This is a genomic window from Deltaproteobacteria bacterium HGW-Deltaproteobacteria-2, from assembly GCA_002840505.1.
In the GTDB taxonomy this organism is placed as follows: Bacteria; Desulfobacterota; Syntrophia; order Syntrophales; family Smithellaceae; genus Smithella.
In genome coordinates this window covers 97,845-121,312 of sequence record PHBC01000004.1, presented here as the reverse complement: position 1 = coordinate 121,312, position 23,468 = coordinate 97,845, and the positions used below count along the sequence as shown (strand labels likewise).

The window sequence follows — 23,468 nt, the reverse complement described above, 5'->3', positions numbered from 1 at the left end:
ATGAACCTTGATACAATCAAATGAATTTGGGAAGTGATTTATCGCGCATTTTGCCATCGCGCTATCACGCCCCGCCACATTGATCTGTTTTCTTTGACACTCAATGCCGTACATGTTTGCCGTAGATCCGCCCACATCCAGTATATAGCCTTTAAAGTCAGGAAGCGCTGCAAGTTTTCGGGCTTCATGAAGTATTGATTTTTCAGAACGACTGATTACCGTTCTACCTTCATGCAGGCCGATTGAACAGAAATTGCATTCACCATAACAGCCGCGATGAGAGGTTAAGGAGAATTTAATCGTTTCCATCGCCTTGACCTTGCCTTGCTTTTGATAGAAGGGGTGAACGTCGCGGGCAAAATTAAGTGCGTATATTTTATCCAGTTCTTCAACGGTTAAATTAGGTTGCGGCGGATTTTGGACAAGGTAGCGGGGACCATGCTTTTGAAACAATCCCTGTGCGGTGATAGGATCATTGTTTTGATAAAAGGTGCTGAACATTCGAATAAAAGATTTTTTATTCCCTGTTACTTCTTCGTAAGAAGGCAATTCGATGTAATCAGGAGGCGGGGCAGGGGAGATATAACAAATTCCTTTGGTGTCCTTTATATCCAGGCCATGCTGTAATTTTCGCGCGATTTCCAATGTGGCTTTTTCGGCCATGCCGTAGACGAGTATGTCCGCACGAGCGTCAAATAAAATCGAACGGCGGATGGAATCCGACCAGTAATCGTAATGAGAAATGCGCCTAAGGCTGGCCTCAACACCGCCCAATATCAGCGGTTTTGTTTCTTTAAAATACTGACGAATCAGATTGGCGTAAACTACAACGGCGCGGTCAGGACGGCTATTATTTTTCCCTCCGGCGGTCAGGTCATCGCTTAGCCTTTTTTTCTTTGTGGCCGTATAATTAGCGACCATTGAATCCATACAGCCGCCAGTGATACCCCAGAAAAGCTTTGGCTCTCCCAATCGGCAGATATCGGCTTTGCTTTGCCAATCGGGCTGAGCGATAATGCCCACGCGAAAGCCGGCTTTTGTTAAAATCTGTCCGATTACGGAAACACCGATAAAAGGGCTATCGATATAGACGTCGCCGGTTACAAGGATAATATCGGGATTATCCCATTTTAATTTTTTTAGTTCAGCGCTGGTTGTAGGGAAAAACATATTTGGATAAAATCATCTCAATGGCGAGGGTTATTTAAATTATATTTATCAGTATTAGTCCCATAATTATTGCCGTCAGAAACATCAGGAGGGAGAGACGTCCCAGCCAGCGGTGTGTCGCTCTAATGGCTGGTTTATTTTTAGCTTTGAATTGATAAAATCCAAGAAACATTGTGATAAAGGCAGCGGTAAAAGCAATTAAACCGATAATTTGATGAACTCCATCGAAGTGCTCATCGCCTGTACTGGTAATATAAATAAAGACCATAACTATTCCCGCTGCCGCTCCTATGGAACTAATTAAATTGAACGTTTTATGAATTTTCATCCAGTTTTTCTTCTTACGGAAAAACATGGCGGCGCTTACACCGGCAATTATACCCAAAGTAGATGTTGCCATTAATAGTATATGCAGACTAAAAAACATGTTTTCTTATTTCCGGGATTGAACTACGAAAAATTAAAGTTTAAATTCCATGGACTGACCGACTGCGGAACATTCCAGCTTCTTGCCGCGCTTCTCGATCTCTTCCTGGCAATCATTCACAATTGCGTCAATTTCTGTATCAATTCTTTCCTGATTGTGATGAAATAAACCTAATTTTTTAACTCCGGCGTCAATTGCCAGATTCAGTGCGTCCTTGTAACAGGAATGTCCCCAACCGCTGGTTTTTTTATATTCTTCTTCTTTATATTCGGCATCATGGAAGAGTAAATCAGCGCTCAGGGAAAATTCAAGATAGTCCTGAAAATCAAGTCCGCCTTCGTGCTTGAAACGCAACTCGTTATCAGTGAGAAAAACAAAAGATTTGCCGTCTTCTTCAAACTTATAGCCCGAGCCCTGATTGGGATGGCTCAGAGCAATGGGTGTTATAATCATTGAACTGAGGGTATAAGATTCAATGCACGTATTTTGATATGATATATTGGCATGAATTGAATCGAAATTTACCGGGAAATTAGGCGCTTCCATAGTGCGTGCAAGCATTTCTTTTATGGAATCCTGAGCGAAAGGGCAACCCCAGACGTTCAAATTGGTTTTGTGTGAATAAATGGGTTTGAAAAAGGGAAAGCCCATAATATGATCCCAATGGGCATGCGTTAATAAAAGAGTGAAATCATGACGACCGGATGCGATTAGGTGATTACCTGCTTCACGAATACCGGAACCGGCATCAACGATTAATATTTTATCATCGTTCGTCCTGATTTCAAGGCAGGTTGTATTGCCGCCGTAGCGTAAATATTGTTTGCCCGAAACAGGAATAGAGCCTCTAGAGCCCCAGCAGCGAATTATCATTTATCATCCTGTACGAATAAGATAAATAAGCTTGCATTTATATTGTCCCACGGGCTAATATCACCGGGGTGGCAACTTCATGTAATTCAATAATACAGAACAAATTATAAATCAAGCAGGATATAATGTCTGGGCAACAGCGAAAATTCCCACAAATAATGATTATTGCTCTTGCCATTATAATAAAAGGTCTTAAATTAATTGCTAAATAAGGAGGTTGCTCTCATGAAAAGTATAAAAATAAAGGGAATGAGCTGCCAGCATTGTGTAATGGCTGTGACTAAGGCTTTGAGCGCTTTGGATGGGATAAAAGATGTAAAGGTCGATTTGAAAAACAGTGTGGCGACTTATGAAGAAGTAAAGGCAGTAGATCCCGGCGTTGTTGCTGCGGCAGTAAAAAAAGCAGGATACGAAGTTGTTGAATAAGGTAACGTTTGCTATTAATGGAATGTCCTGTGCTTCGTGTGTGAAACGCATTGAAGATGGTTTGCGTGAAACCGCGGGTGTGTCTAAAGCGAATGTTAATTTCGCCTCGCAAAAAGCCATAATTGAATATGATGGCAACAGTATTAATGCGAAAGCTTTGCAGGATAAGATAAATGATCTGGGCTATGAAGCGTTAATTGATATGTCAGGTTCGGATCAGGCGAAAATCACAATTTCCGTTGGCGGAATGACCTGTGCAGCGTGCGTGCGCCGAGTGGAAAACGCGCTAAATTCAGTGGATGGTGTGTTAGAAACCAGTGTCAATTTAGCCACAGGCCGTGCCACAGTAATCCATTCGGCAAAATGGGGCGGCCTTACGGAACTGGAAAAAGTTATAGTCGATAATGGTTATGAATTTTTAGGTGAACTTAAAGATAGTCTTGCCGATCCCATTGAGGCTTCCCGCATAAAAGAATTAAAAGAACTTAAGTTAAAAGTAACCTGTGGTGCGATATTAAGCATTATTATTTTTATAGGTTCAATGCAGCACTGGTTTGGTTTTCTGCATTTCATACCTCGCCAGACAATGCTTTGGACCATGTTTATTCTGACCGCTCCCGCTGTATTCTGGGTGGGCAGCCGTTTTTTTGTGGGCGCTTATAAAGCCGCGTTGCAAAAAACATCAGATATGAACACTCTGGTAGCTGTCGGTGCTTTTTCGGCGTATGCCTATTCAGCGTCGGCAACTTTTTTCCCGCAATTTTTTACCACCGCCGGCGTGATGCCTCACGTTTATTATGACGGCGCGGCAATGATTGTCACTCTCATCCTTCTGGGCAGGCTTCTGGAGGCCAAAGCCAAAGGGAAAACATCCACGGCAATAAAAAAGCTGGTGGGGCTGAAACCGAAAACAGCGCATCTGGTAAGAAGCGATCAAGAGATTGAAGTTGCCGTGGAGAAAGTGCAGGTCGGCGATGTGCTGCTTGTCAAGCCGGGAGAGAGAATTCCCGTTGACGGAATAATTATATCGGGTGAATCTACGATTGACGAATCAATGTTGACCGGCGAAAGCATACCTGTCATTAAAGAAAAGGGGCATAAGGTGTTTGCCGCTACCATGAACAAAACAGGCAGCTTTACTTTTCAGGCAACGGGCGTAGGCGCCGAAACCGCTTTGGCGCAGATCATCCGTTTGGTAGAAGAAGCACAAGGTTCCAAAGCTCCCATTCAAAGGCTGGCGGATAAAGTTGCATCTGTTTTTGTGCCCGCGGTATTTGTCATCGCTTTTATTACATTTGCTATTTGGTATTTTCTTCCTACCGAAAGCAATTTCAGCCGCGCTTTGATTAATTTTGTTTCCGTGCTCGTGATTGCCTGTCCCTGCGCGCTGGGGCTGGCCACTCCGACGGCAATCATGGTGGGTACAGGTCTCGGAGCGCAGAATGGAATTTTGATCAAAGGCGGCGAAGCTCTGGAAAAAATACATAAACTATCCGTTGTCGTCTTCGATAAAACAGGCACTCTTACTAAAGGTGAACTGGCCATAACCGACATTGCGGCCGCAGAAGGTTATGATGAAAAACAGGTTCTTGCTTATGCCGCAGCGCTGGAGAAAAACTCGGAGCATCCACTGGCACAGGCTATTTTGCGAAGAGCTCAAACAGATGGAATTGCAATTGCCGTGGCTGAAAAATTTGAGGCCTTATCGGGTATGGGGGCGAAAGCTTTCATCAAAAATAAATCAAGCGTTGCCGGAAATCGCATTTTTATGAAGAGCGAAGGTATCTCCGTTGATGATTGGGACACGCAGGCATCCAAACTTGCCAGTGAAGGAAAAACAGTAGTATATGTTGCATCTGAAAATAATGTTCTTGGTATTATTGCTTTAGCCGATACACCGAAGGCCTCGGCTAAACAGGCGATTGAAAATTTAAAGAAGAGAAATTTAAAAGTGATGATGGTCACCGGTGATAACGCCGGTACGGCTCAAGCTATTGCCGCTCAGCTAGGAATTGATCAGGTACTGGCGGATGTTCTTCCGGGTAATAAGGCTGATGAAATAAGGAAACTGCAAAAGGCCGGTGAAGTTGTCGCTATGGTTGGCGACGGGATCAACGACGCACCGGCACTGGCGGCGGCGGATGTCGGTATCGCCATTGGAGCGGGGACAGATGTCGCTATTGAAGCCAGTGATATAACTTTGATCCGCGATGATTTATCGGGTGTGCCGGAGGCCATAGGCCTGTCAGAAGCTACAATACGAGTGATCAAGCAGAATCTTTTCTGGGCTTTCTTCTATAATGTGATTGGAATACCTATTGCTGCCGGTGCTCTGTATCCGTTCTTCGGGATATTGTTAAATCCCGAATATGCCGCCGCGGCCATGGCTTTGAGTTCGGTATCTGTGGTCAGTAACTCGTTGCGCCTACACAGAGTTTGGGGGAAAGCATCAGGTTCCTTTTAGTATTTTTATTCTTTTACCAAACGATATTTGAATATCAGAAATAAGCAAAAAAGTGCTTGTTTAACCTACACAGTCTTAACCTGTTTGAGTTAGCAAGAGTGCAGATTACCATTTGTAATCCTCACTGAATGATCCATAATTTAATTGACTTTACATTATTAACCCATTAATAAGATATTACAATTAATCAGCTTTACAAACCTGTCGGGTATAAATTGTATCTTTCGTAATGCAACAATAATTCATTACAAGGATGGGTTTATGAGTTGTATTTTTCTAAGTCACATCGAAAAAGACCTCCCCGTCATGCTGGATATCGCACAAGGGCTTGAAGCGGCAGGATACCGTACATGGTATTTTGAAAGGGATGTCCTTGCCGGAACAAGCTACCTGATTCAGATCACACATGCTCTGGAAAACTGCGATGCTATTGTCCTGATCGCATCCCCGAATGCCTGTATTTCCGACCAGGTAACCAAAGAAGTGATAGGCGGATTTGAAAGAGGAAAACTATTTTTCCCTGTGTTAATTAATATGAAACCGCCGGAATTGAAAGAGTGTCAACCTGAATGGCGGCACGCTCTGGGTGGGACTGCCATGATTGTAGCGGAACCTGAAGGACTTTCTCTTTCCATCGCCCGTATAATAGATGGATTAAAAGCCAAGGGCATTCAGCCTGAAGCAAGCATGGTAGAGAAGACACCAATTTCTGGTAGGACAAAAGACAGCGACCTCTCGCCCCGTCTCAGCACGCACGGTGAGCGCAAGCACGTCACAGTCATGTTCAGTGATCTCTCCGGTTACACGGCCATGAATGAGAAACTTGATCCCGAAGAAGTAAAGGAGATCATGGACACGATCTTCGGGAAGATTTCCCAGGTAGTGGTGAAGTATGAAGGTTTCATTGAAAAGTTCGTGGGTGATGCTGTCATGGCCATCTTCGGCGTCCCCAAAACTCACGAGGATGATCCTGTAAGGGCTATACGGGCAGCACGGGAGATTCACAACCTGGTGAAAGAAATCAGTCCAACTCTTTCGAAAAAAATCGGCAGGCCCCTCTATATGCACACGGGAATCAATACGGGCCTGGTGGTGGCGAAGGATATAGATTTTGAGAAAGGAACCCACGGAGTATTGGGAGATACTATAAACGTGGCGTCCCGTATTTCAGGCCTGGCTAAAACCGATGAGATCATTGTGGGAATTGAAACTTATCATCAAGCGGAAGGATATTTTAACTTCGAGAAGCTTGATTCCACCAAAGTAAAAGGCAAGGAAGAGCCTATCCAAATCTACAAAGTCTCATCACCCAAGGAAGCTCTATCCAAGACCCATCGTTTATCCGGATTGAGAGCAGAACTGATTGGCCGTCGAGTGGAGATGGACCGGCTCAAAGAAGCAGTTGAAAATCTCAAGCAGGGCAAACCCTCTATATTCTCCATCATCGGAGAGGCTGGCACCGGCAAAAGCCGACTTATTGAAGAGTTCAGGAAATCACTGGATCTTAATGCTATCCAGTGGAGAGAGGGCCATTCCTACGGCTATTCTCAGAATATCCCTTATTTTCCTCTTATTGATCTTCTCTCCAGAGCCTGGCAGATCAAGGAAGGAGAGCCCCCTGATCAGACGAGACAAAAAATGGAAAGGGGAGCACAGACGACTTTGGGAGAAAGAAAAGACCTGATCCCCTACATCGGCAATCTTTATTCCCTTTCCTACCAGGAAATGGATCAGGTTTCTCCAGAGCAGTGGAAAATAAAATTCCACGAGGCGATCAAGTTGATCCTAGCCAACCTCTGCAAACACTCTCCTACGATTATATGTATTGAAGATCTCCACTGGGCTGATCCCTCATCGGTGGAGCTGCTGAGGAATATCCTGATGGATCTCAAGTATCCCGTTATTTTTCTCTGTATCTATCGTCCCAGCTTCAGCCTGTTTACCAGCCATCAGGCGGGCAGTATGAAGTCCTATCATGAGATCAGACTCCTGCAGTTATCTCCTACTGATGCCCAGAGCATGGTGGAGTCTCTCCTGAAGACCAAAACAATCCCCAAACAGTTGCAGATGTTTGTCCGGGACAAGGCGGAAGGGAATCCCTTCTACCTGGAGGAGGTCATCAACTCGCTGATTGAAGCAGACACACTTATCAAAGACAAAGATTCCTGGAAACTCACCAGAACACTTACCGAAAAAGATATTCCCTCCACCGTGCAGGGGGTCATCTCGGCAAGACTGGACAGACTGGAGAGGGAGACCAAGCGGATTCTCCAGGAAGCCTCCGTCATCGGCAGAGCTTTTCTCTATGAGATACTGAAAAGGATCAGTGACCTGAAGGAATACATAGACAAAAGTCTTATTAACCTGGAGAGGCTCGATCTTATTAAAACCATATCCCTCCAGCCGGAACTGGAGTACATCTTCAAGCATGCCCTGACCCAGGAGGTAGTCTACAATGGTCTTCTCCTAAAAGAACGCAGACTAATTCACGAAAAGATCGGTTTGGTCATGGAGGAACTTCTTCATGATCACCTTCCCGAGTTCTATGAGACACTGGCCTACCACTACTCTCAGAGCGATAACTTTCAGAAAGCCTATGAGTACCTGAAACTTTCCGGGGACAAGGCGGCAAAGAACTACGCCAACAACGAGGCCATCCGCTTCTACAAGGAAGCGATCCGTATGCTGGATGCCCAGCCAGAGGGCGTGGAGAATAAAAAAGAAAAGTTGGCGACATTCATCCAGATGATGATGCGGTTGACAATGTTGAGTTACCCTGAGGGCAGCCTTGCAATCATTCAAAATGCGGAAAAGGTTGCTCAGGAGTTAGGGGATGATGAAGGTCTTTTACAGATTTATGGTAGTTTGAGTTACTATCATACATTTGCCGGCAATCCATCCCTCGGCCTGGAATATGCCGAGAAGTGTTTCAATTCAGCGGAGAAGATCAAGAACTTTGGACTTATGGCACAAAGCGCAGGGCAGGTTTGCTTTGCATACTGGACTTCAGGTGATGTTGCGAAAGTTGTGGACATCGGAAGTAAAGCCATTCATCTCCTTGAGGAAAACCATCTGGAAAAGGACTTTTTTGGAATGGGATATAGCGCATACTCGCATATCTGTTCGAATTACGGTGGTTCTTTAGGATATATGGGAAGGTTCAAGGAAGCGACAGATGTTTTGGAGAAAGGATTACGAAACGCCGGTGAAGTCGATGATAAAATGGAGATGGGGTTTGCGCACATGTATCACTCCATCGTAGCGCAACTTGCAGGATACGAGGATGATACAATCATTCATGCGCAACAAGCGATTAAAATCCTTGAGGAGGCAGAAATTTCTGTTGCCGCCGAGACTGCGTGGTTTATGCTCGGGGGTGGTTATTATCTTCTTGGAGATTATGAGAAAGCGATAGATGCTGGAGAGAAAAGTCTCTCTCTTGCAAAAGAGAATGGCATGCCCTTTTTGTTATCGTGGAGTTATTGGTTCCTGGGCATGACTTTCTGGACTTCAGGTGATCTGAGGCGCGCCAAAGAGTGTGCTGATGAGGCTTTAAAAATTTCACAGGAATGTAATTCAAAACCCTGTGAGGGTATGACACGGGTACTTCTTGGATGTATGGTGGGGGAAAAGGCCCCAACCATTATTGAAGAAGCGCAGCGCCAGATCAGGTATGGTATTTCAATTTTAGAAGACTGCAAAATAAAAGGATGGAGTGCTGTCGGATATCTTCATCTTGGTGAGTTCCTTGCCAAGGCAGACCGAAAGGAAGAGGCTCTTGAGAACTTGAGAAAAGCTGAAACTCTCTATCAGGAAATGGAAGTTTGTCCTCAAAGCCACTGGCTCACCCGCACAAAGGATGCAATAGTAAGACTTAGATAATGTACCACTTTGTTGAAGAGTGCGAGGCAGAAGCCTTTTTGAAAAAGAAACTGTTTGGAATTGTTAGCCCTTACTTAGGAGGACCTCTTCATGGATAAGGTTAAAAAAATAAATCAAACGCCGATTCCGATTAAAGAAAAGGTTGAGTTTCTGACCAAGGTCTACGACCGAATGGCCGGGCTTACGGCCAATGCCGATACTAAGGCAGGTATCATCCTAGCCATCCATAGCTTTTGGGCCATTTCCTACGGACCCAATCTATCCAAACTCATCATTTCGTTTCCGGTACAACCGATGAAGCTGGTTGTCTGGATCCTGTCCGTCTTGCTGGTTGTTGCCTTCTTCATTGCCTTCATCCGCTCGGCTACCAAGTCAGCCATGGTGTTGTCCCCAAGGATTAAACCGCAAGCAAATGAACCGCCTCGCAGGCCGGGACTGATCTACTTTGCTGACATCATCAAGCTCAGGGGGGATAATGTATGCGAGAAGGCTCATGAATACAAGGCGCAGTTTGAGGGAATGAGTTATGAGGACATCGTTGAAGATTTAACTTACCGCATCAACGACATCGCCAACGTGGTACATGAAAAATACGCCTGCGCTGGTGATGCCGTGCGGAAGTCTATCATAACCTTTTATCTGTGGGCCATCTCCATCATCTTACTCATCATGATGAATATGATGTAAGGAGGCGCTTCCGATATACTCACTGACCTGGTGGAGCGTATAATTTTTTATTTAACTTTAAAGATCAAATCAAAAGCTTGTAGACACGATTGAGAATCTATTTTGAATATTACAGGAAGAAACAAATACAAGCTAAAACTATCATACCAATCCTAAATTAAAGATGATATTAAGTCAGCTTGGCGGAAGAGACGAGGCGTATTATTAATACTTTGAGGAAGCCGACAATCCCGATGAATCGGGACCAACAAAATAGCGCTTTGATTTAGAAATGGTATCAATTCTATTTTTTTGACAATTGCCTTGCCCAAAGTGTCAGCCAGATGGCAACAAAGACCATCATGGCAACGACGAGCTTATATGCCACCATCGCCCATAACCAGATAGTACGGATTTCCTGCCAGGTGATGCCTTCGCCCCATAAACAAAGCATTTCTGCAGGTTGTCTGGGTATAATAAGCAAATAGGCAAGCCATTGAATCAGCAGAATGCAATAGGCGATTAATACAGTCCACCATCCGGCTACTGCTGCCGTCCGTACTTTTTTTGCAAATATCTCATCCATACTTGCCTCCTATATTTTTTAATCAATGCGGACCGGCTTATCTTACCAGCACTTTGCCAGCTGTGGATTTTGTCGATTGCCAGGTCTACCTATTCTTACCTATCTAAATATTTATCGGAGGTAGATGATTTCTGACTGCCCGTGTAGAGCTCGTATTCGAGAAGTCGGCATTCGATTTCACCATTATATAGGATAACGCGTTGTTTTGTTCTCAGACCAACCTTCTTGATCATTTCTAAATTACCGGTAAAAATATAGCCGCGATAACCATCACCGATCTTTTTAAAAAAATCGCCAATACCTTTATAAGTTGCCTCCAGTATTTGGAGATACCGGGCATTGACGTGGCCGACGTTGTCATATCTGTCTACTGATTTGCGAATGATAATTTTACGGCCATTTATAGCCGCTTCTCTTTTGCCGCGCAAATCTGTTGAATGCGGTTTTGTAATGGTGGCATCCATGCGCTCGCCGTACGGGGGATTTAAAATTATTATTCCGCCGCCCGCTGGTATAGAAGTTCTTTCATAAGGACAAACATTAAATTCGATCAAGTGATCAACGCCGGCTGTTTGCGCGTTTTGTCTGGCGGCAGTTATTGCTGCTTTATCAATATCCGTGGCAATGATTTTTGCCGGCAATATTTTCCGGGCGTTGGTTTTGGCTTTCTTGCGCAATTCCTGCCAGTAATCTTCGGGAAATTCTTTAATAAACATAAATCCATAATTGTTGCGTAATAAGCCTGGTGCCCGGTTTAAGGCGATAAACGCGGCCTCAATGGCTAGAGTTCCACTGCCGCACATGGGGTTGATAAAATTTCTTTCACCCCTCCAGCCGGTGGCCAAAATCACTGCTGCCGCCAGCGTTTCCTGCATGGGCGCCTGAAGAGGAATCTTGCGATAGCCGCGCAGTGTCAGCCGTTCTCCCGAGGTATCCAGATAAACATCAGCCTGATTGTTTTTCCAGTAAACATGAACAACGGCCCTGTCCTTATCCGGACCGGAATCGGGCCGGTTACCGCATTTATCGCGTATTCGATCGACAATGGCATCCTTGACCTTGACATTGACAAAACGGGAATCGGTAATTAGTGGATTATCGGCAATGGAGGTCACGCAAAGATAGGCCTTTCTGCCGGAATCATGAAGAAGATTTTCCCATGGGATGGAATTGATTTTTTTATAAAGGATTTCCGGTGTATTAACTATCAGCTTATCCAATTGATAAAGTACCCGCTGTGCGGTGCGCAGGTACATATTAAGAATCATTGTGTCCTGCAGAGTGCCCTGGGTTTGAATTACAGTGTCCCACTCGGCCAGAACAGGAAAATCCAATGCCTCAATCTCTTCTTTTAAATAAGGCGATACACCTTTCGGACAGGTTACAAGTATTTTATTTTTCTGATTCCAGATTGACATGCCACTCATCTAACACAGTATGATTATTTTGATAAGCACAAAGCTTGGCAGAGTTAATTCGTACCGGATTGTTTTTTGCAAAATATCAACCTGCCCATTTTCCTGAAAACAAAAACAAAAAATATTACAATCAGTATCAGGCCGATGATAGGAACAATAATTGCCAGCAGGGCTAAAATAACGGCTCCGATGAGTTCCAGAGTTGATATCAAAGGGTTGCCCATTCCTGCCGTGGCCACTGCAGATTTCGCTCGTAGCGCGACAGTCATTCCCTGTACCAGTCCGGCTATTCCACCGCCGGCAATTAGTGCCAGAGTCCATTTTAGAAAAGGAGACAGATCAACAGCCATTGATGCTGTTGTTATTGTTCCTGCAACTACGGCAGCCGGTGTAGCGATTATATCCAGAACATGATCTATTCCGGGAACATAATAACCGAGGACTTCAAAAATAGTTGCCGTACCGAAGGCAACCGTCGCATAAGTACTGCCAATCCAGGCAAAATTGGCGGGGAACTGGATTTGTCCGCTCAATGCCGCGAGATTCATAATCAGCAACGGAACAAAAACACGAAAGCCGCATGCCGCGCTCAAACCGATTCCAACCGTTATCCCCAGTATGGTTTCCATATGGTTATGCTACCTTTATTTTATGAAAAAAGTATTTTAAAAGTTGGTTACCAGCCAGGATAAGATTTCTTTTCTATTTTTATTTAATATTGAGATTCTTTTTAAACGTTTCAACCAGGGGACCGTCTTCGCGCCAGATCCGGCATGTATTGAGAAGAAAGGCAAGAATCAATTTTGTGCGTTCGGGATCATACACTGTACGTTTCATTGATCGATGTGTGGCAAATGCCTGAATGGCTGCGGGAGCCATTGTCTGGAGCAGTTCTAAAAGGTGAGTACAGCCCTTTTGGCCCCCGGCTATTTTTTTGATTTTTGCCGTGAAACCTTTGGTAATTGTCAGCCCTTTTATGGGAGCCAGACAATCGATTGTTTCTCGGCATGCTTCCCGTGGGATAGATGGCATTTCAACATCAACATCTTCGATCATCAGATTCGTACAGTTCACCAGAAGCTTTATGATCATATGGTGAATTACTCCGGTGTGGAACTTATCACCGGTAAACGAATATGTTTCCTGAAAACGATCATCTTTGAGAGAACCTTCTATAATGATTCTGTGCTCATCATAGGCATATGATGTCACATCGATACTTCGCGTGTGCATTTTTTCTTTTTTTGCTTCCCATAAGGTTTGCATTATTTGCTGATTCACCTCCTGCTATTTTGAGAAAATCAGGATGCTTATTTGTTTCACAAGCTGTCCTGTTTCCGGCAGCGTAACAATTATTCTTGTCATTACGGCTTTTTACTTTTACATAGTTCTCGAATTCAGTCAAATGTTGAGTGAAAATTCTTTTGTCTGTCTGGATGATTTCTATAAATTCTATAATTATTCGGTGCGTAATCGGGAAATCTGCTATAATTAAAACAATTAGATAAAGTTTAAGAGGATGATGCTATGTGCGGCAGATTCGTATTGATAACCGATTTAAAGAATATACAAAAAAGATTTAATATTCAGAATATATCGTGTGAACACCAGCCGAGTTGGAATATAGTGCCGAGCCAATCAGTGCCTGTTGTAATTTGTCATAACGGAATAAATCAATTAGTGTGTTACAGGTGGGGGCTGATTCCATCATGGTCAAGAGATCCTTCGATTGCCGAAAAACTGATTAATGCCCGTGCTGAAACAGTGGATAAAAAACCCAGTTTTAAAGATGCTTTAAAAAAAAGACGGTGTCTGATCGTTGCCGATGGATTTTACGAGTGGAAGAGAGAAGGCAAAAGTAAAATGCCCCTGTATTTTTATTTGAAGTCAGCCCGGCCTTTCGGGTTTGCCGGCCTTTACGAAACATGGATATCACCGGACAAGAAGGAAATTAATACCTGTGTAATCATTACCACTGCCGCCAACGAACTGATTGCGCCTATTCACGATCGCATGCCTGTTATTGTATCCGGTGAACAGGAGAACATATGGCTGCAAAGCGACGTCTCTAAAATATCTGATTTGTTGTCTCTTTTAAAACCTTATCCTGCTGGCGAGATGGATTACAAACCGGGAATAGGGCCGCACAGTGAAATTGATCAAAAATAAATATGTGCGCTTTTCTTATCCCAAGAAAAGCAGGTTACTGGCACTAATTAATGATCACTCTACTAAAAGTTTATTTCTTCTTCAATCCGGTGAAGATATTGCCGGCTGAAATTGGTGTAATGCTGAATTTTATTATCGCCGTCGCTGTATGTTCCCTGCAGCTTATTACCTGTATCACGCCGTTCGGTACTGCGTGAGTATCCACTTCGATTGTCCTGAACATATCTCCTGCCTCGATTCCATCTTCGCATCCCTTGTCGATATAAACGATGTCTAACATAGACTGAAGTGCTATGTTATTGCTGGTGGCGATAATCATACCATTGATATACGGAGTGCGAAATTTTCCTTCAGTCATCGGAGATTCTATATCGTAATATGAAACAAGGCGGTCACCTGCCTGAATTTCGCTAAAGGATTTCGTGATCTTTGCCGTTGTATCACAGTTTGTAATTTTCACGACTTCAACTATCCCTTTGATCGTAATAACATAACCAATCTTTCTTCCGGTAATAGGATGCTTTATACGTCCGGAGGCTCTTATCACATAAAACTTGTCCCCTACTTTGGCTGGATGGTCAGTAGTAAGATAGACGATATCTTCGCTACCAGTGATTATTTGGTGCGAAGATAGGTCGTCAACCTCTCCGACTCCGGGAATTAAGTCAGCAATGTAGCCGCCTATCATGAGAGTATTCCTATTGACGAGGGGATATTTTATTGGAGTTTCTTTTTTTACCTCTTCTTCTGGAGATGGTTGCCCTTGATATGAAAACGTCTCTCCTGCAGATGCAGTTGCAGATTCCGCAGCACCATCCTCTTCGCTCTTTTCTTTTTGAAGAAGATAGAGAGGAATCTTGATTATCTGGCCGGGATAGATCCAGTGAGGATTCGCTATCCATTTATTTAGTTTCCAAATTGCCGGCCACATGAAGGGATCGTTCAAATCTCTTTCAGAAATATCCCAAAGGGTGTCTCCTTTAATAATTTTATATTTTTTTATTTCTTGTGACTGCGCGAACGTGATCAAGGGTAAAAGCAAGAAAACCATGAGTGCATATCTCATCATTTTTGTTTTTCGCATGCTTGTTCTCCTTTGTTTATTCTTGCTGGCACTTTAAAGTAACCGAGATGGTCAAAACTGTCAAGAATAAAGCTTGGCCCCCATGCAAGCTTCACACACATCAGTGCTGGCAATAATTAAAATCTTTTAATTTTTCCCCTGGGCCGTTGCCGGCTTGGCTTTGATTGTAAAAACGTCGTTTACAAAACCAGCAGACTCAATATAACTGCCCTTGGCGGCAAATGCGTTGCCTGTATCTATTGCGCTATCATAGGTTGTGGTATCCTCAGAAGAGAATATGATTATTCTTCCCCGTTGGGGTTTTGTAAAACTTAAAATCATGTTTTCATTTGCTACCAGCCACTCGTTATATCCAGCGCTTCCAATTTTTACAGAATTTTCTCCTGTTTTTAAAGCAACAGCACTCTGGGCGGGACTATATAACATATCCGAAACCCACGCCCATGTGTCGCCATCCTTTTCCAAAAGGGTAAGTTCTGTCTGGTCACGGACAGAGTCAAAGGGCATGCCCGCGAATTCAGGAGACTCTATCCTTTTGATACCCTGAAAAACCACATATCCCGGCAGGTCTTTGTACAATAATGATTTCGCAAAATGCGAATCAGCAGACATAACCGACTCAAAGGGAGAAACGTTACGTCTAAGCCAAACCTTGCCATCCATATTGATTTTGAGACTTTGCGGTTTTTCTATTGGATTTATTTTTTGCATCAGGATCATATCGTTGGCTATGGATAGACTATTCACCAGGTAGCTTTCTTTGCCTATGCTGGTAAAATAGTAACTGCCACCTTCGGGATCGCGATAATAGCCATCATTATAGACGAGTGTGATTGCCGGTGTTTTCTCCTGTTCCTTAAAACTAAATAAAGTAACAGTGTTTTTATCCGCATCAAACACGACCTGGCCGAATTTAGCGTTGCTGGCATAATAACCGCTGAATGAAGCATAATCTTGCGGTAAATTCTGTGGTTCCGGCGGTATCAAAAGGGATTTCTCTTTTTTAGCAATGAACTTTTTATCAACCAGTACGGCATCCAACATATCCAGCGCTATTTTCATCGCACCACTTTCAATTCCGGAAGCAATGACAGCTACAGATATTCTTTTGTCCGGAACGGTGAAAACCATCGAAGAGTAATTACCAGTGCCGCCGCTTTTTCCTAATACCTGAATTCCGGCCGCATCATACTGCGGAAAGCCTGTCATATCCCATCCCAGCCCAAACGAAAGCGAGGGATTCCTTAGCTTGCCCGCAAATGCTGAAGGCTGAGCCTTTTTCATCTCAGCGAGAGATGCTTTTTTTAAGAGTTTATTTTCCCTGGAAAAGGCGTCTACAAAACGACACAGCTCTTCGGCAGTTGATGATAATCCACCGGCGCCTAAAACTGATAGCGCTTCCAGCGGATGATTTTTTCCCGTTGTAGCGTCATAATACAAAGCTACAGGCTGACCTTTGATTTCAGCCACGCTCATACCGGTATTTTTCAGGCCCAGCCGCTTAAATATCCTTTCATTAAGAAAATTGATGTATTTCTTCTTGCTTACCCGTTCCACGATCATTTCCGCCAATGTAAATCCGTCATTGCAATATACTTGCATTGCTCCCGGGTCATGCTTAAGATGTGCGCGGGCTAAAGTGTTAATTGTTTCCTGCTTTACGTTGTCATCATATTTAAACCCGAATGAATTCGAACCCTCGGTTCCCGGTATGCCCGATACGTGGTTTAATAACATTCTTACAGTAATCTTTTTATATCTATCGTCAGCCATCTTGAATTCGGGAAGATAATTCATGACCGGCGTATCCAACGAAACCTTGCCATCATCAACGAGCAGCATTATGGCAGCAGCTACATACACCTTGCTGATAGAGCCTATATTAAATAGAGTAGATTTATTGACAGGGATGCTTTTCTCTCTATTTACCATACCGAAGCCTTCGGCATAAACGGTTTTGCCATCAACCATTATGGCAGCTGTGGCACTTCCGCATTTGCCGGTGTTTATGGCTTTCCAGATTCCGCTGCGGGCTTCAGTAATTGCGCTTTCATAGGGAGTCGCCTCGCCTAACGCAAGTGCAGTAACCAGCATGCACAACAGACAAACTACACCGATAATTTTGGTTTTTGACATGACTCCCTCCCTTTTTCGTTTTGATAATATATTGCTTAATTGACTCCCGGCACTAAATCATCCCAATGATTTTATATCTTCCTGCAGATGGCTGCGGTCATTAAACGTTTCGATGAAAATACCATCTTTTTGAAAGTTGACGATCGTCTTGGAAGCATTGCCTACCAGGGAACTTTGGAATTCGTTGAGGCTGATGCTTCTTATCCGGCAGACAATAGCCGCAATGGTGAAGTTGTGGGCAACTACCAATGCGTTTTCATCTTTGTTAATGATTATTTCCATGGCGCGCCAAGCACGCTCCTGAAGTTGAGTCAATGATTCTCCGTTGGGCATTTTGACAGAAGCCGGATTAGCAGCCCATTTGTTCAAAAAATCATTTTCGCTGACTACAAGGTTCTTATAGTAAACACCTTCAAAGTCTCCCGGGTCTATTTCCATCAGGTCATCATGAATATGAATTTCCTTTTGATGGAATTCGTTGATAATCTCCGCTGTTTTCAGCGCCCTTTTCAGTGGGCTGGTATGGATCACGCTGATGGGATGATCTTTTAGGGATAAGGCCAGAAGCCGGGCCTGTTCAAGTCCTACAGAGCTTAACTCAACATCACTTATTCCTTGAACCCGTCCCTCTTTATTCCAAAGCGTTTCACCGTGTCTGATGATAATGATCTGCATAGTGTCCTTATGTTAAGTTAAATTTAATATTTCCTCGATAGTTAACGTTTGTAATGTTGCATAACTCTCAGAATTCGTCAATTACACTTACAGAAAAAGTGTTTCTTTCAATTACGAAAAAACAATTGTAAGATTTAAAATAATTGATGATTATTGATTGAAAGAGGGTAAAAAAAGAATCCCTTAATCGGCGCTAATCTCTTAAAATATAAGGGTAATTCTTTGAATATTCTACTAAAACATTTGCTAAATATTCGACCGCTTTTCCACGAGTCAAATTATTAATTGCATAGTCTTGAGCATTATTTGCAATTTTAAGTGCTTCTTCCTGATGATTGTCAGCCCAATCTAATTTTTCAATTAAATCAGACAAATCCTCTTTAACCGGAATATAATGCGTGTAAGGCTTTATATCTTTATAAAAATATTCATGCCATTGCCGGTCAACTAAAAATAAAGGCCTACCGGAAAACAATAGTATTTTGGTTCTGGCAGAATAGCCACAACCTTGTATATCTATTAAATATTTATATCTGCAATGTTCCAGTAAAGAAATAAAAATTGTTGACGGTTGTTTTTTGAGAACTTTAAATTCATTACGCTGCCAATCCATAGCAATTGTTTCAATACGATTATCTGTTTGTGCTAATTCACACAAAGTTACTCTTGATTTATGTGTTGTTATATTTCCAATCCAAAACAGTTTATCATATACAACCTTTTCTTTTGATTTTTCCACCATGGCATTTACAGTTGCCGTATAATCATCAATTCCGCAGACAGGCCAACTGTCCATAATAAAATCAGGTATTAGGATGACATTAGTCTGATCTTCGGATTTTGCATATGTAAAATGAGGAGTATTGTCTTGAGCATAATCAGCAGTATTAATGACAACAGAAAAACTATTTTTTATATTTTCCTTTGCAATAGTTAATGCCATTGTTAACAATCTAATGGTAGAGACATGCCTTGTTTCATAACCGCCAAAATCATCAATGCTGTAATGGCTCCCAACAAAGTATGTGAGTCTCAACCCTTCACATAATAGTCTCTCTTTGTTGATATTGAAGATAATCTTCCCTATATTATTTTTTATACCATTAAATATACTCTTTTTACCCAATGTAAAATACCTCTGTATTTTATTGTCCTGAAATGTGAACCACCCTCAATGCTAGGACCACATGTTAAGTTAGCGTTCAGATTTCCTTGATAGTTAACGTGTAATGTTGCATAACTCTCAGAATTCGTCAATTACACTTACAGAAAAAGTGTTTCTTTTACCTTAGTTTAAGTAGTGGGTGGCTGTCTTAATTGATGGTTACTGGTTGAAAGGTGTAACAAAAAAATCAGCAGGAGCGAAGCGATCGGCTGAATAATTTACCTTTTAATAAATTAGTATATCTTTGCTCTGATATTCTGCATATAAAGGAGACAAGAACCAATCCTGATAAATAAGAAAATGAAAACTTAAATTACTTTTTCTTCGATGATTTGTTCGGTTTTACACAAACTTTATTGTATAACACTTCCAATATAGTTTCATGTGGAATACTTTTCCAGTCTTTATTATTGTTAAATTTATGGCTATTTAAAACATTTCCTTTATTATCATAATGCACGATTTCTTTAAGTCTTGTCAGCTTCTTCTTACAATCAATTTCATCCAAATATAAATTGTGGTCATAGTTTTGGTATTTTATGGATGTCTCAAAATTATAAAATTCTTTTACATTATCAATCATTTCTTTCTTGCCAGCATCGGATACAACCTGGTAACTCCAAACTGATATAATATTAGATGATTTAGTCATGTTTTTTTTATTGTAATAAAGATTTTTCCAATAATACTCCCACACTTTACTGTCCGGTTTTGCAGGTATTAAAATCGATGATTCTATATTCTGTGGCGATTCCACCGACTCCGAATAAACATTAACTGGATTTACAAGTAGAAAGAGAACCAGAAACGATAAAGAAATAACTGAACTAATATTTTTCATTATCCTTCCTCCCGACAATTAATATCCAAACTTTGTCTTTCCCAATAATTTGAATATCATAATAACACAATTAATTTATTTTAAAATAGGGGAAATACTCATTTTCATTGATAACGGATTGAAAGGTGGTATCTCTGATATAAATATCGTCAGAATTGAGGCTTATCAACTGAAAGAGTGTTCCCTTATTATGTAAGTTTATAGTCCTTTTCCTGGAATAATTTCAGACAGGCATCTACAACGGCAGTATCATAAAGAATACCCTTATTTCTCTCAATCTCTTCGAGGGCTTTTTCAATACCCAGAGCCGCACGATACGGACGGTGGGAAGCCATAGCCTCCACCACATCGGCGACAGCCAAGATCCGTGCCTCCATCAGAATCTCATCCAATTTTAGATTTTTTGGATAGCCGGAACCATCTACTCGCTCATGATGCTGTTGAACAATTTGCGCCAAAGACCATGGAGACTCCAAATCTTTCAACATATCGTATCCGGTTTGAGAGTGTACCTTAATCAGAGAAAATTCAATATCTGTAAGTTTAGTCGGCTTTGTCAATATCTCTGCAGGTATGGATAACTTACCAATATCATGTATGGAACCTGCCATGCGGAGTCCTTCAATGCTCCCCTGATCCAAGCCCATCTCAGCAGCAATGGCACAGGCCAGATTTGTAACCCGGCACTGGTGCCCTGCCGTATAGGGATCTCTGGCCTCCAATGCGGTCACTAAAACCTCAATAGTTACGCCAACCGCTTTCTCTAGACTTTTGAGAGTTTGTTGAAGTTTATCTTCCGCCAGCTTGCGCTCGGTTATATCCCTGCCTTCACCCAGGATGGATACGGGTTTCCCGTTTTTATCCCGGATGAAACTAAATGAGCATTCTCCCCATAAGGTTTTGCCATTTTTACAGCGGAATTCAAATTCCACCAAATGCTTTAAGAATGAGGGTTTAGAAGTTGGAAGCGCCTTGGACAGCTCCACTGAAAATAACTCTATGGCTTGAGGTAAAGATGTTGCCGTAAGGAGTTTATCTAACGAAAGTTGTTTAAGCTCCTCCAAGTTATATCCAAGTAACTTTTCCACAGATGGGCTTATATATGTTATTTTCAGGTTAAGATCCATGAGCCACACCTGGTCTTTCATGTGATCTGCCAGAAGTCGATATTTTTCTTCGCTTTGCCTGAGCAATTCCTCCGCTGTTTTGCGTTCGGTGATGTCATGCGCAACAACATCGGCAGCGACCACATGGCCTTCTGCGTCGTAAATATTTTTAACGTGCAGTTGAAAACACCAGAGTTTACCTTTTCTATCAATTGCTTCAAATTCTACTATCTCCGGAACTTTTATACCCTGAGCTATTTTTCCAATACGCTCTAAAAACAGTTTTTTGCTATCTTCAGTCAAAATGTCGTATGGACTTAGTGAAGTTATTTCTTCCTGGCTGCAGCCAACATATTTGCAGAAAGCATCATTCGCTTTTAAGAATTTTCCGCTTTTATAATCAACTTGATATATTGCAGCAGGTGAGTTATCAAAAAGCTGTTTATAATTTGCTTCGCTTTCCCGCAGAGCATTCTCTGCCAGCTTGCGTTCGGTGATATCGTGAGTAATTCCTCTAAATCCTATCGGTTTGCCTGATAAATTTTTCAGTAATGATACAGATGCTTCAATATATCGCGTAACCCCGTCTTTTCTTATAATCTGCCAATCAATTTCCAGCATTGGTTCACCTGTTTTGTAAACCTTATTAAATGCTTCAAGAACTTTTTTCGCGTTTTCTTTATCCATATACTGCCGGTTATTCATTCCCATCATTTCATCTCTTGAGCGCTTATGAATCCGGCACAACGAATCGTTGCAAAAGGTGAAGTTACCGTTAAGGTCAACTTCAAAATAGCCTTCCTGCATGTTTTCCAGAATAGTTCGATATCTTTCTTCACTTTGATGTAGCGTTTTTTCCGCTCTTTTGTGCTTTGGGGAAGTATCCGGCGATGGGGCTTTGCTTCTTTTTTCTTTTTGTTTCATTACGTAAAATTATATGAATAAAGATTTTGTGTCAAAGGAAATAATAACAACAATGTAAGGTTTAGATTTTCATCTGCGAGCGTGGGCTTTATTGTTTAAGGATTAAAAGCTAGTATATTTAAATAGTTTGACAATTTGTTCGTTATTGGAAGAAAGAAACGTCATTTTAAAAGGTGTGTTCCCGGGGGTGTCCTTTGCATTGAAATCCAGTGCAAATGGATGAGACGATTACACAGAATCTGCTATTGCCGACTAAAACAATTTGATGCTTTTAATACCCCGTTTGTTTTTTAACGCTTTATAAACGATATAACCGCAGGAAATGTCCTGAATGGCCAATCCGGTTGCATCGAAAAGCGTAATCTCTTTGGCTGAGGTTCTTCCTCTCTTCTTTCCGGCCACGATGTCTCCTAATAACGCATACACATCATTTTTTGTTAACTGCTTCATGCTTATCGGCACATTAATCTCACCACTGTGGGATGCCTGTGCCCAGTCATCAACCACTACTTTTGCTTGTTTTAATATCTTCGGATTGATTTCCTGTTTACCCGGTGCGTCTGCCCCGATAGCATTGATGTGCGTCCCCGGAGAAACATAATTCACCAGAGGAGCGCGGGATGGCGTTGTGGTAATGACAATATCGGAATTCATTGTAACGTCATCCATGTGGGAAGAAACTTTAGTTTCCATTCCATATGTAGTTTGCGCCCACCTTTTAAATTCCTGAACACAATCCTTGTCCTTTGGAAATTGCCATATTTTGATCTTCCGGATATTGCGAATCTCCAATAGACACGACAACTGAGCCCGCGCCTGAGCGCCGCAACCGACAAATCCAGCAACTTCCGAATCTTCCCGGCTGAGATATTTTGCCGCTATTGCCCCGGCAGCGCCGGTTCGCAGGCAGGTCAGGTAGGTGCCGTCCATCACAGCCAGCGGAAATCCTGTCTGCGGATCATTCAAAATGATAACAGCCATGACGGCCGGCAAATTGCCTGCCGCATTTTGAGGGTGTACATTGACACATTTAACACCGGCGATGTCAAAGCCTTCACCGGAGATATAAGCCGGCATGGATCGCAAATCACCCTTCGGGAAATACAAATAGCTTTTTGCGGGCATCTCCACGCATCCGAGGCTGTATGCCTTAAAAGCCTTTTCCACCGTTTCATTCGCTACAGGGGGTGTAAGTATTTTTTCAACATCGTGCCTTGTGAGAATAAATGTTTTCATGAAAGATCAGAATTCTCCTCATGGATATAGCTGGGTGGAATATAGGGAAGTTCTGTTTGCAAGTCAATTATTTTTAAAGAAATCATTACAATAGGAAATTAAAAACTGATTGCGCCACAAAGAGCGCACCCCAAAGATGCAACGCCCCCTTAAGCGATGGAATTAATCGCTAATTTCTCAGAACAATGAACAAAGCGACAACACCTATAAATGAAAGAAT

The 23,468-nt window shown here is 42.4% G+C and carries 19 protein-coding genes and 1 pseudogene; 6 read left to right on the top strand and 14 right to left on the bottom strand.

The window, feature by feature from the left end; translation table 11 throughout:
- The 3 genes from CVU62_10650 to CVU62_10640 form a co-directional block, all read right to left on the bottom strand.
- A partial coding sequence (locus CVU62_10650) for a YgiQ family radical SAM protein (GenBank protein ID PKN37438.1) occupies positions 1-1,170 on the bottom strand: 1,170 nt, incomplete at its 3' end.
- A gap of 34 nt (positions 1,171-1,204) precedes the next feature.
- Entirely contained in the window at positions 1,205-1,597 is a 393-nt protein-coding gene (locus CVU62_10645; protein ID PKN37437.1) for a hypothetical protein, read from the bottom strand.
- A 33-nt stretch (positions 1,598-1,630) separates the two neighbouring features.
- Positions 1,631-2,470 (bottom strand): MBL fold metallo-hydrolase, encoded by an 840-nt coding sequence (locus CVU62_10640; protein ID PKN37436.1) that lies wholly within the window; start codon positions 2,468-2,470, stop codon positions 1,631-1,633.
- Positions 2,471-2,695: 225 nt separating this feature from the next.
- On the opposite strand from CVU62_10640, the gene CVU62_10635 reads away from it, so the two are divergent.
- The 4 genes from CVU62_10635 to CVU62_10620 all read left to right on the top strand — a co-directional run bounded on the left by CVU62_10635 (position 2,696) and on the right by CVU62_10620 (position 9,929).
- Positions 2,696-2,896, top strand: a complete 201-nt coding sequence (locus CVU62_10635; GenBank protein PKN37435.1) for a mercury transporter — start codon at positions 2,696-2,698, stop codon at positions 2,894-2,896.
- 22 nt (positions 2,897-2,918) lie between these two features.
- Positions 2,919-5,360, top strand: a complete 2,442-nt coding sequence (locus tag CVU62_10630) for a copper-translocating P-type ATPase (protein ID PKN37442.1) — start codon at positions 2,919-2,921, stop codon at positions 5,358-5,360.
- Positions 5,361-5,621: 261 nt separating this feature from the next.
- Positions 5,622-9,242, top strand: a complete 3,621-nt coding sequence (locus tag CVU62_10625; GenBank protein PKN37434.1) for a hypothetical protein — start codon at positions 5,622-5,624, stop codon at positions 9,240-9,242.
- Between the two features lie 90 nt (positions 9,243-9,332).
- Positions 9,333-9,929 (top strand): hypothetical protein, encoded by a 597-nt coding sequence (locus CVU62_10620; GenBank protein PKN37433.1) that lies wholly within the window; start codon positions 9,333-9,335, stop codon positions 9,927-9,929.
- A 283-nt stretch (positions 9,930-10,212) separates the two neighbouring features.
- Here the strand turns inward: CVU62_10620 and CVU62_10615 are convergent, their stop codons facing one another.
- The 4 genes and pseudogenes from CVU62_10615 to CVU62_10600 all read right to left on the bottom strand — a co-directional run bounded on the left by CVU62_10615 (position 10,213) and on the right by CVU62_10600 (position 13,178).
- The gene (locus CVU62_10615) at positions 10,213-10,494 is read right to left on the bottom strand and encodes a hypothetical protein (GenBank protein PKN37432.1); all 282 of its coding nucleotides are present in this window, start codon (positions 10,492-10,494) and stop codon (positions 10,213-10,215) included.
- Positions 10,495-10,955: 461 nt separating this feature from the next.
- Positions 10,956-11,921, bottom strand: a pseudogene (locus CVU62_10610) (RNA methyltransferase).
- Between the two features lie 44 nt (positions 11,922-11,965).
- Positions 11,966-12,541 carry a DUF4126 domain-containing protein gene (locus CVU62_10605; GenBank protein PKN37431.1) on the bottom strand — a complete coding sequence of 192 codons (576 nt, stop codon included), beginning with the start codon at positions 12,539-12,541 and terminating at the stop codon, positions 11,966-11,968.
- A gap of 79 nt (positions 12,542-12,620) precedes the next feature.
- Positions 12,621-13,178, bottom strand: coding sequence for a hypothetical protein (locus CVU62_10600; protein ID PKN37430.1), 558 nt, complete (start codon positions 13,176-13,178; stop codon positions 12,621-12,623).
- A 40-nt stretch (positions 13,179-13,218) separates the two neighbouring features.
- On the opposite strand from CVU62_10600, the gene CVU62_10595 reads away from it, so the two are divergent.
- Entirely contained in the window at positions 13,219-13,407 is a 189-nt protein-coding gene (locus tag CVU62_10595; protein ID PKN37429.1) for a hypothetical protein, read from the top strand.
- Between the two features lie 32 nt (positions 13,408-13,439).
- A complete protein-coding gene (locus tag CVU62_10590) occupies positions 13,440-14,081 on the top strand; it encodes a hypothetical protein (GenBank protein ID PKN37428.1) in 642 nt (213 codons plus the stop codon).
- A 70-nt stretch (positions 14,082-14,151) separates the two neighbouring features.
- On the opposite strand, the gene CVU62_10585 is transcribed toward CVU62_10590, so the two are convergent.
- The 7 genes from CVU62_10585 to CVU62_10555 form a co-directional block, all read right to left on the bottom strand.
- Positions 14,152-15,165, bottom strand: a complete 1,014-nt coding sequence (locus CVU62_10585; protein ID PKN37427.1) for a hypothetical protein — start codon at positions 15,163-15,165, stop codon at positions 14,152-14,154.
- A gap of 126 nt (positions 15,166-15,291) precedes the next feature.
- The gene (locus CVU62_10580; GenBank protein PKN37426.1) at positions 15,292-17,301 is read right to left on the bottom strand and encodes a serine hydrolase; all 2,010 of its coding nucleotides are present in this window, start codon (positions 17,299-17,301) and stop codon (positions 15,292-15,294) included.
- A 57-nt stretch (positions 17,302-17,358) separates the two neighbouring features.
- Positions 17,359-17,976, bottom strand: a complete 618-nt coding sequence (locus CVU62_10575; GenBank protein ID PKN37425.1) for a hypothetical protein — start codon at positions 17,974-17,976, stop codon at positions 17,359-17,361.
- Positions 17,977-18,169: 193 nt separating this feature from the next.
- Positions 18,170-19,102, bottom strand: coding sequence for a hypothetical protein (locus CVU62_10570; protein PKN37424.1), 933 nt, complete (start codon positions 19,100-19,102; stop codon positions 18,170-18,172).
- Positions 19,103-19,454: 352 nt separating this feature from the next.
- Positions 19,455-19,982, bottom strand: a complete 528-nt coding sequence (locus tag CVU62_10565; protein ID PKN37423.1) for a hypothetical protein — start codon at positions 19,980-19,982, stop codon at positions 19,455-19,457.
- Positions 19,983-20,170: 188 nt separating this feature from the next.
- Positions 20,171-22,012 (bottom strand): hypothetical protein, encoded by a 1,842-nt coding sequence (locus tag CVU62_10560; GenBank protein PKN37422.1) that lies wholly within the window; start codon positions 22,010-22,012, stop codon positions 20,171-20,173.
- A gap of 252 nt (positions 22,013-22,264) precedes the next feature.
- Entirely contained in the window at positions 22,265-23,248 is a 984-nt protein-coding gene (locus CVU62_10555; GenBank protein PKN37421.1) for an ornithine cyclodeaminase family protein, read from the bottom strand.
- Positions 23,249-23,468 lie beyond the last annotated feature (220 nt).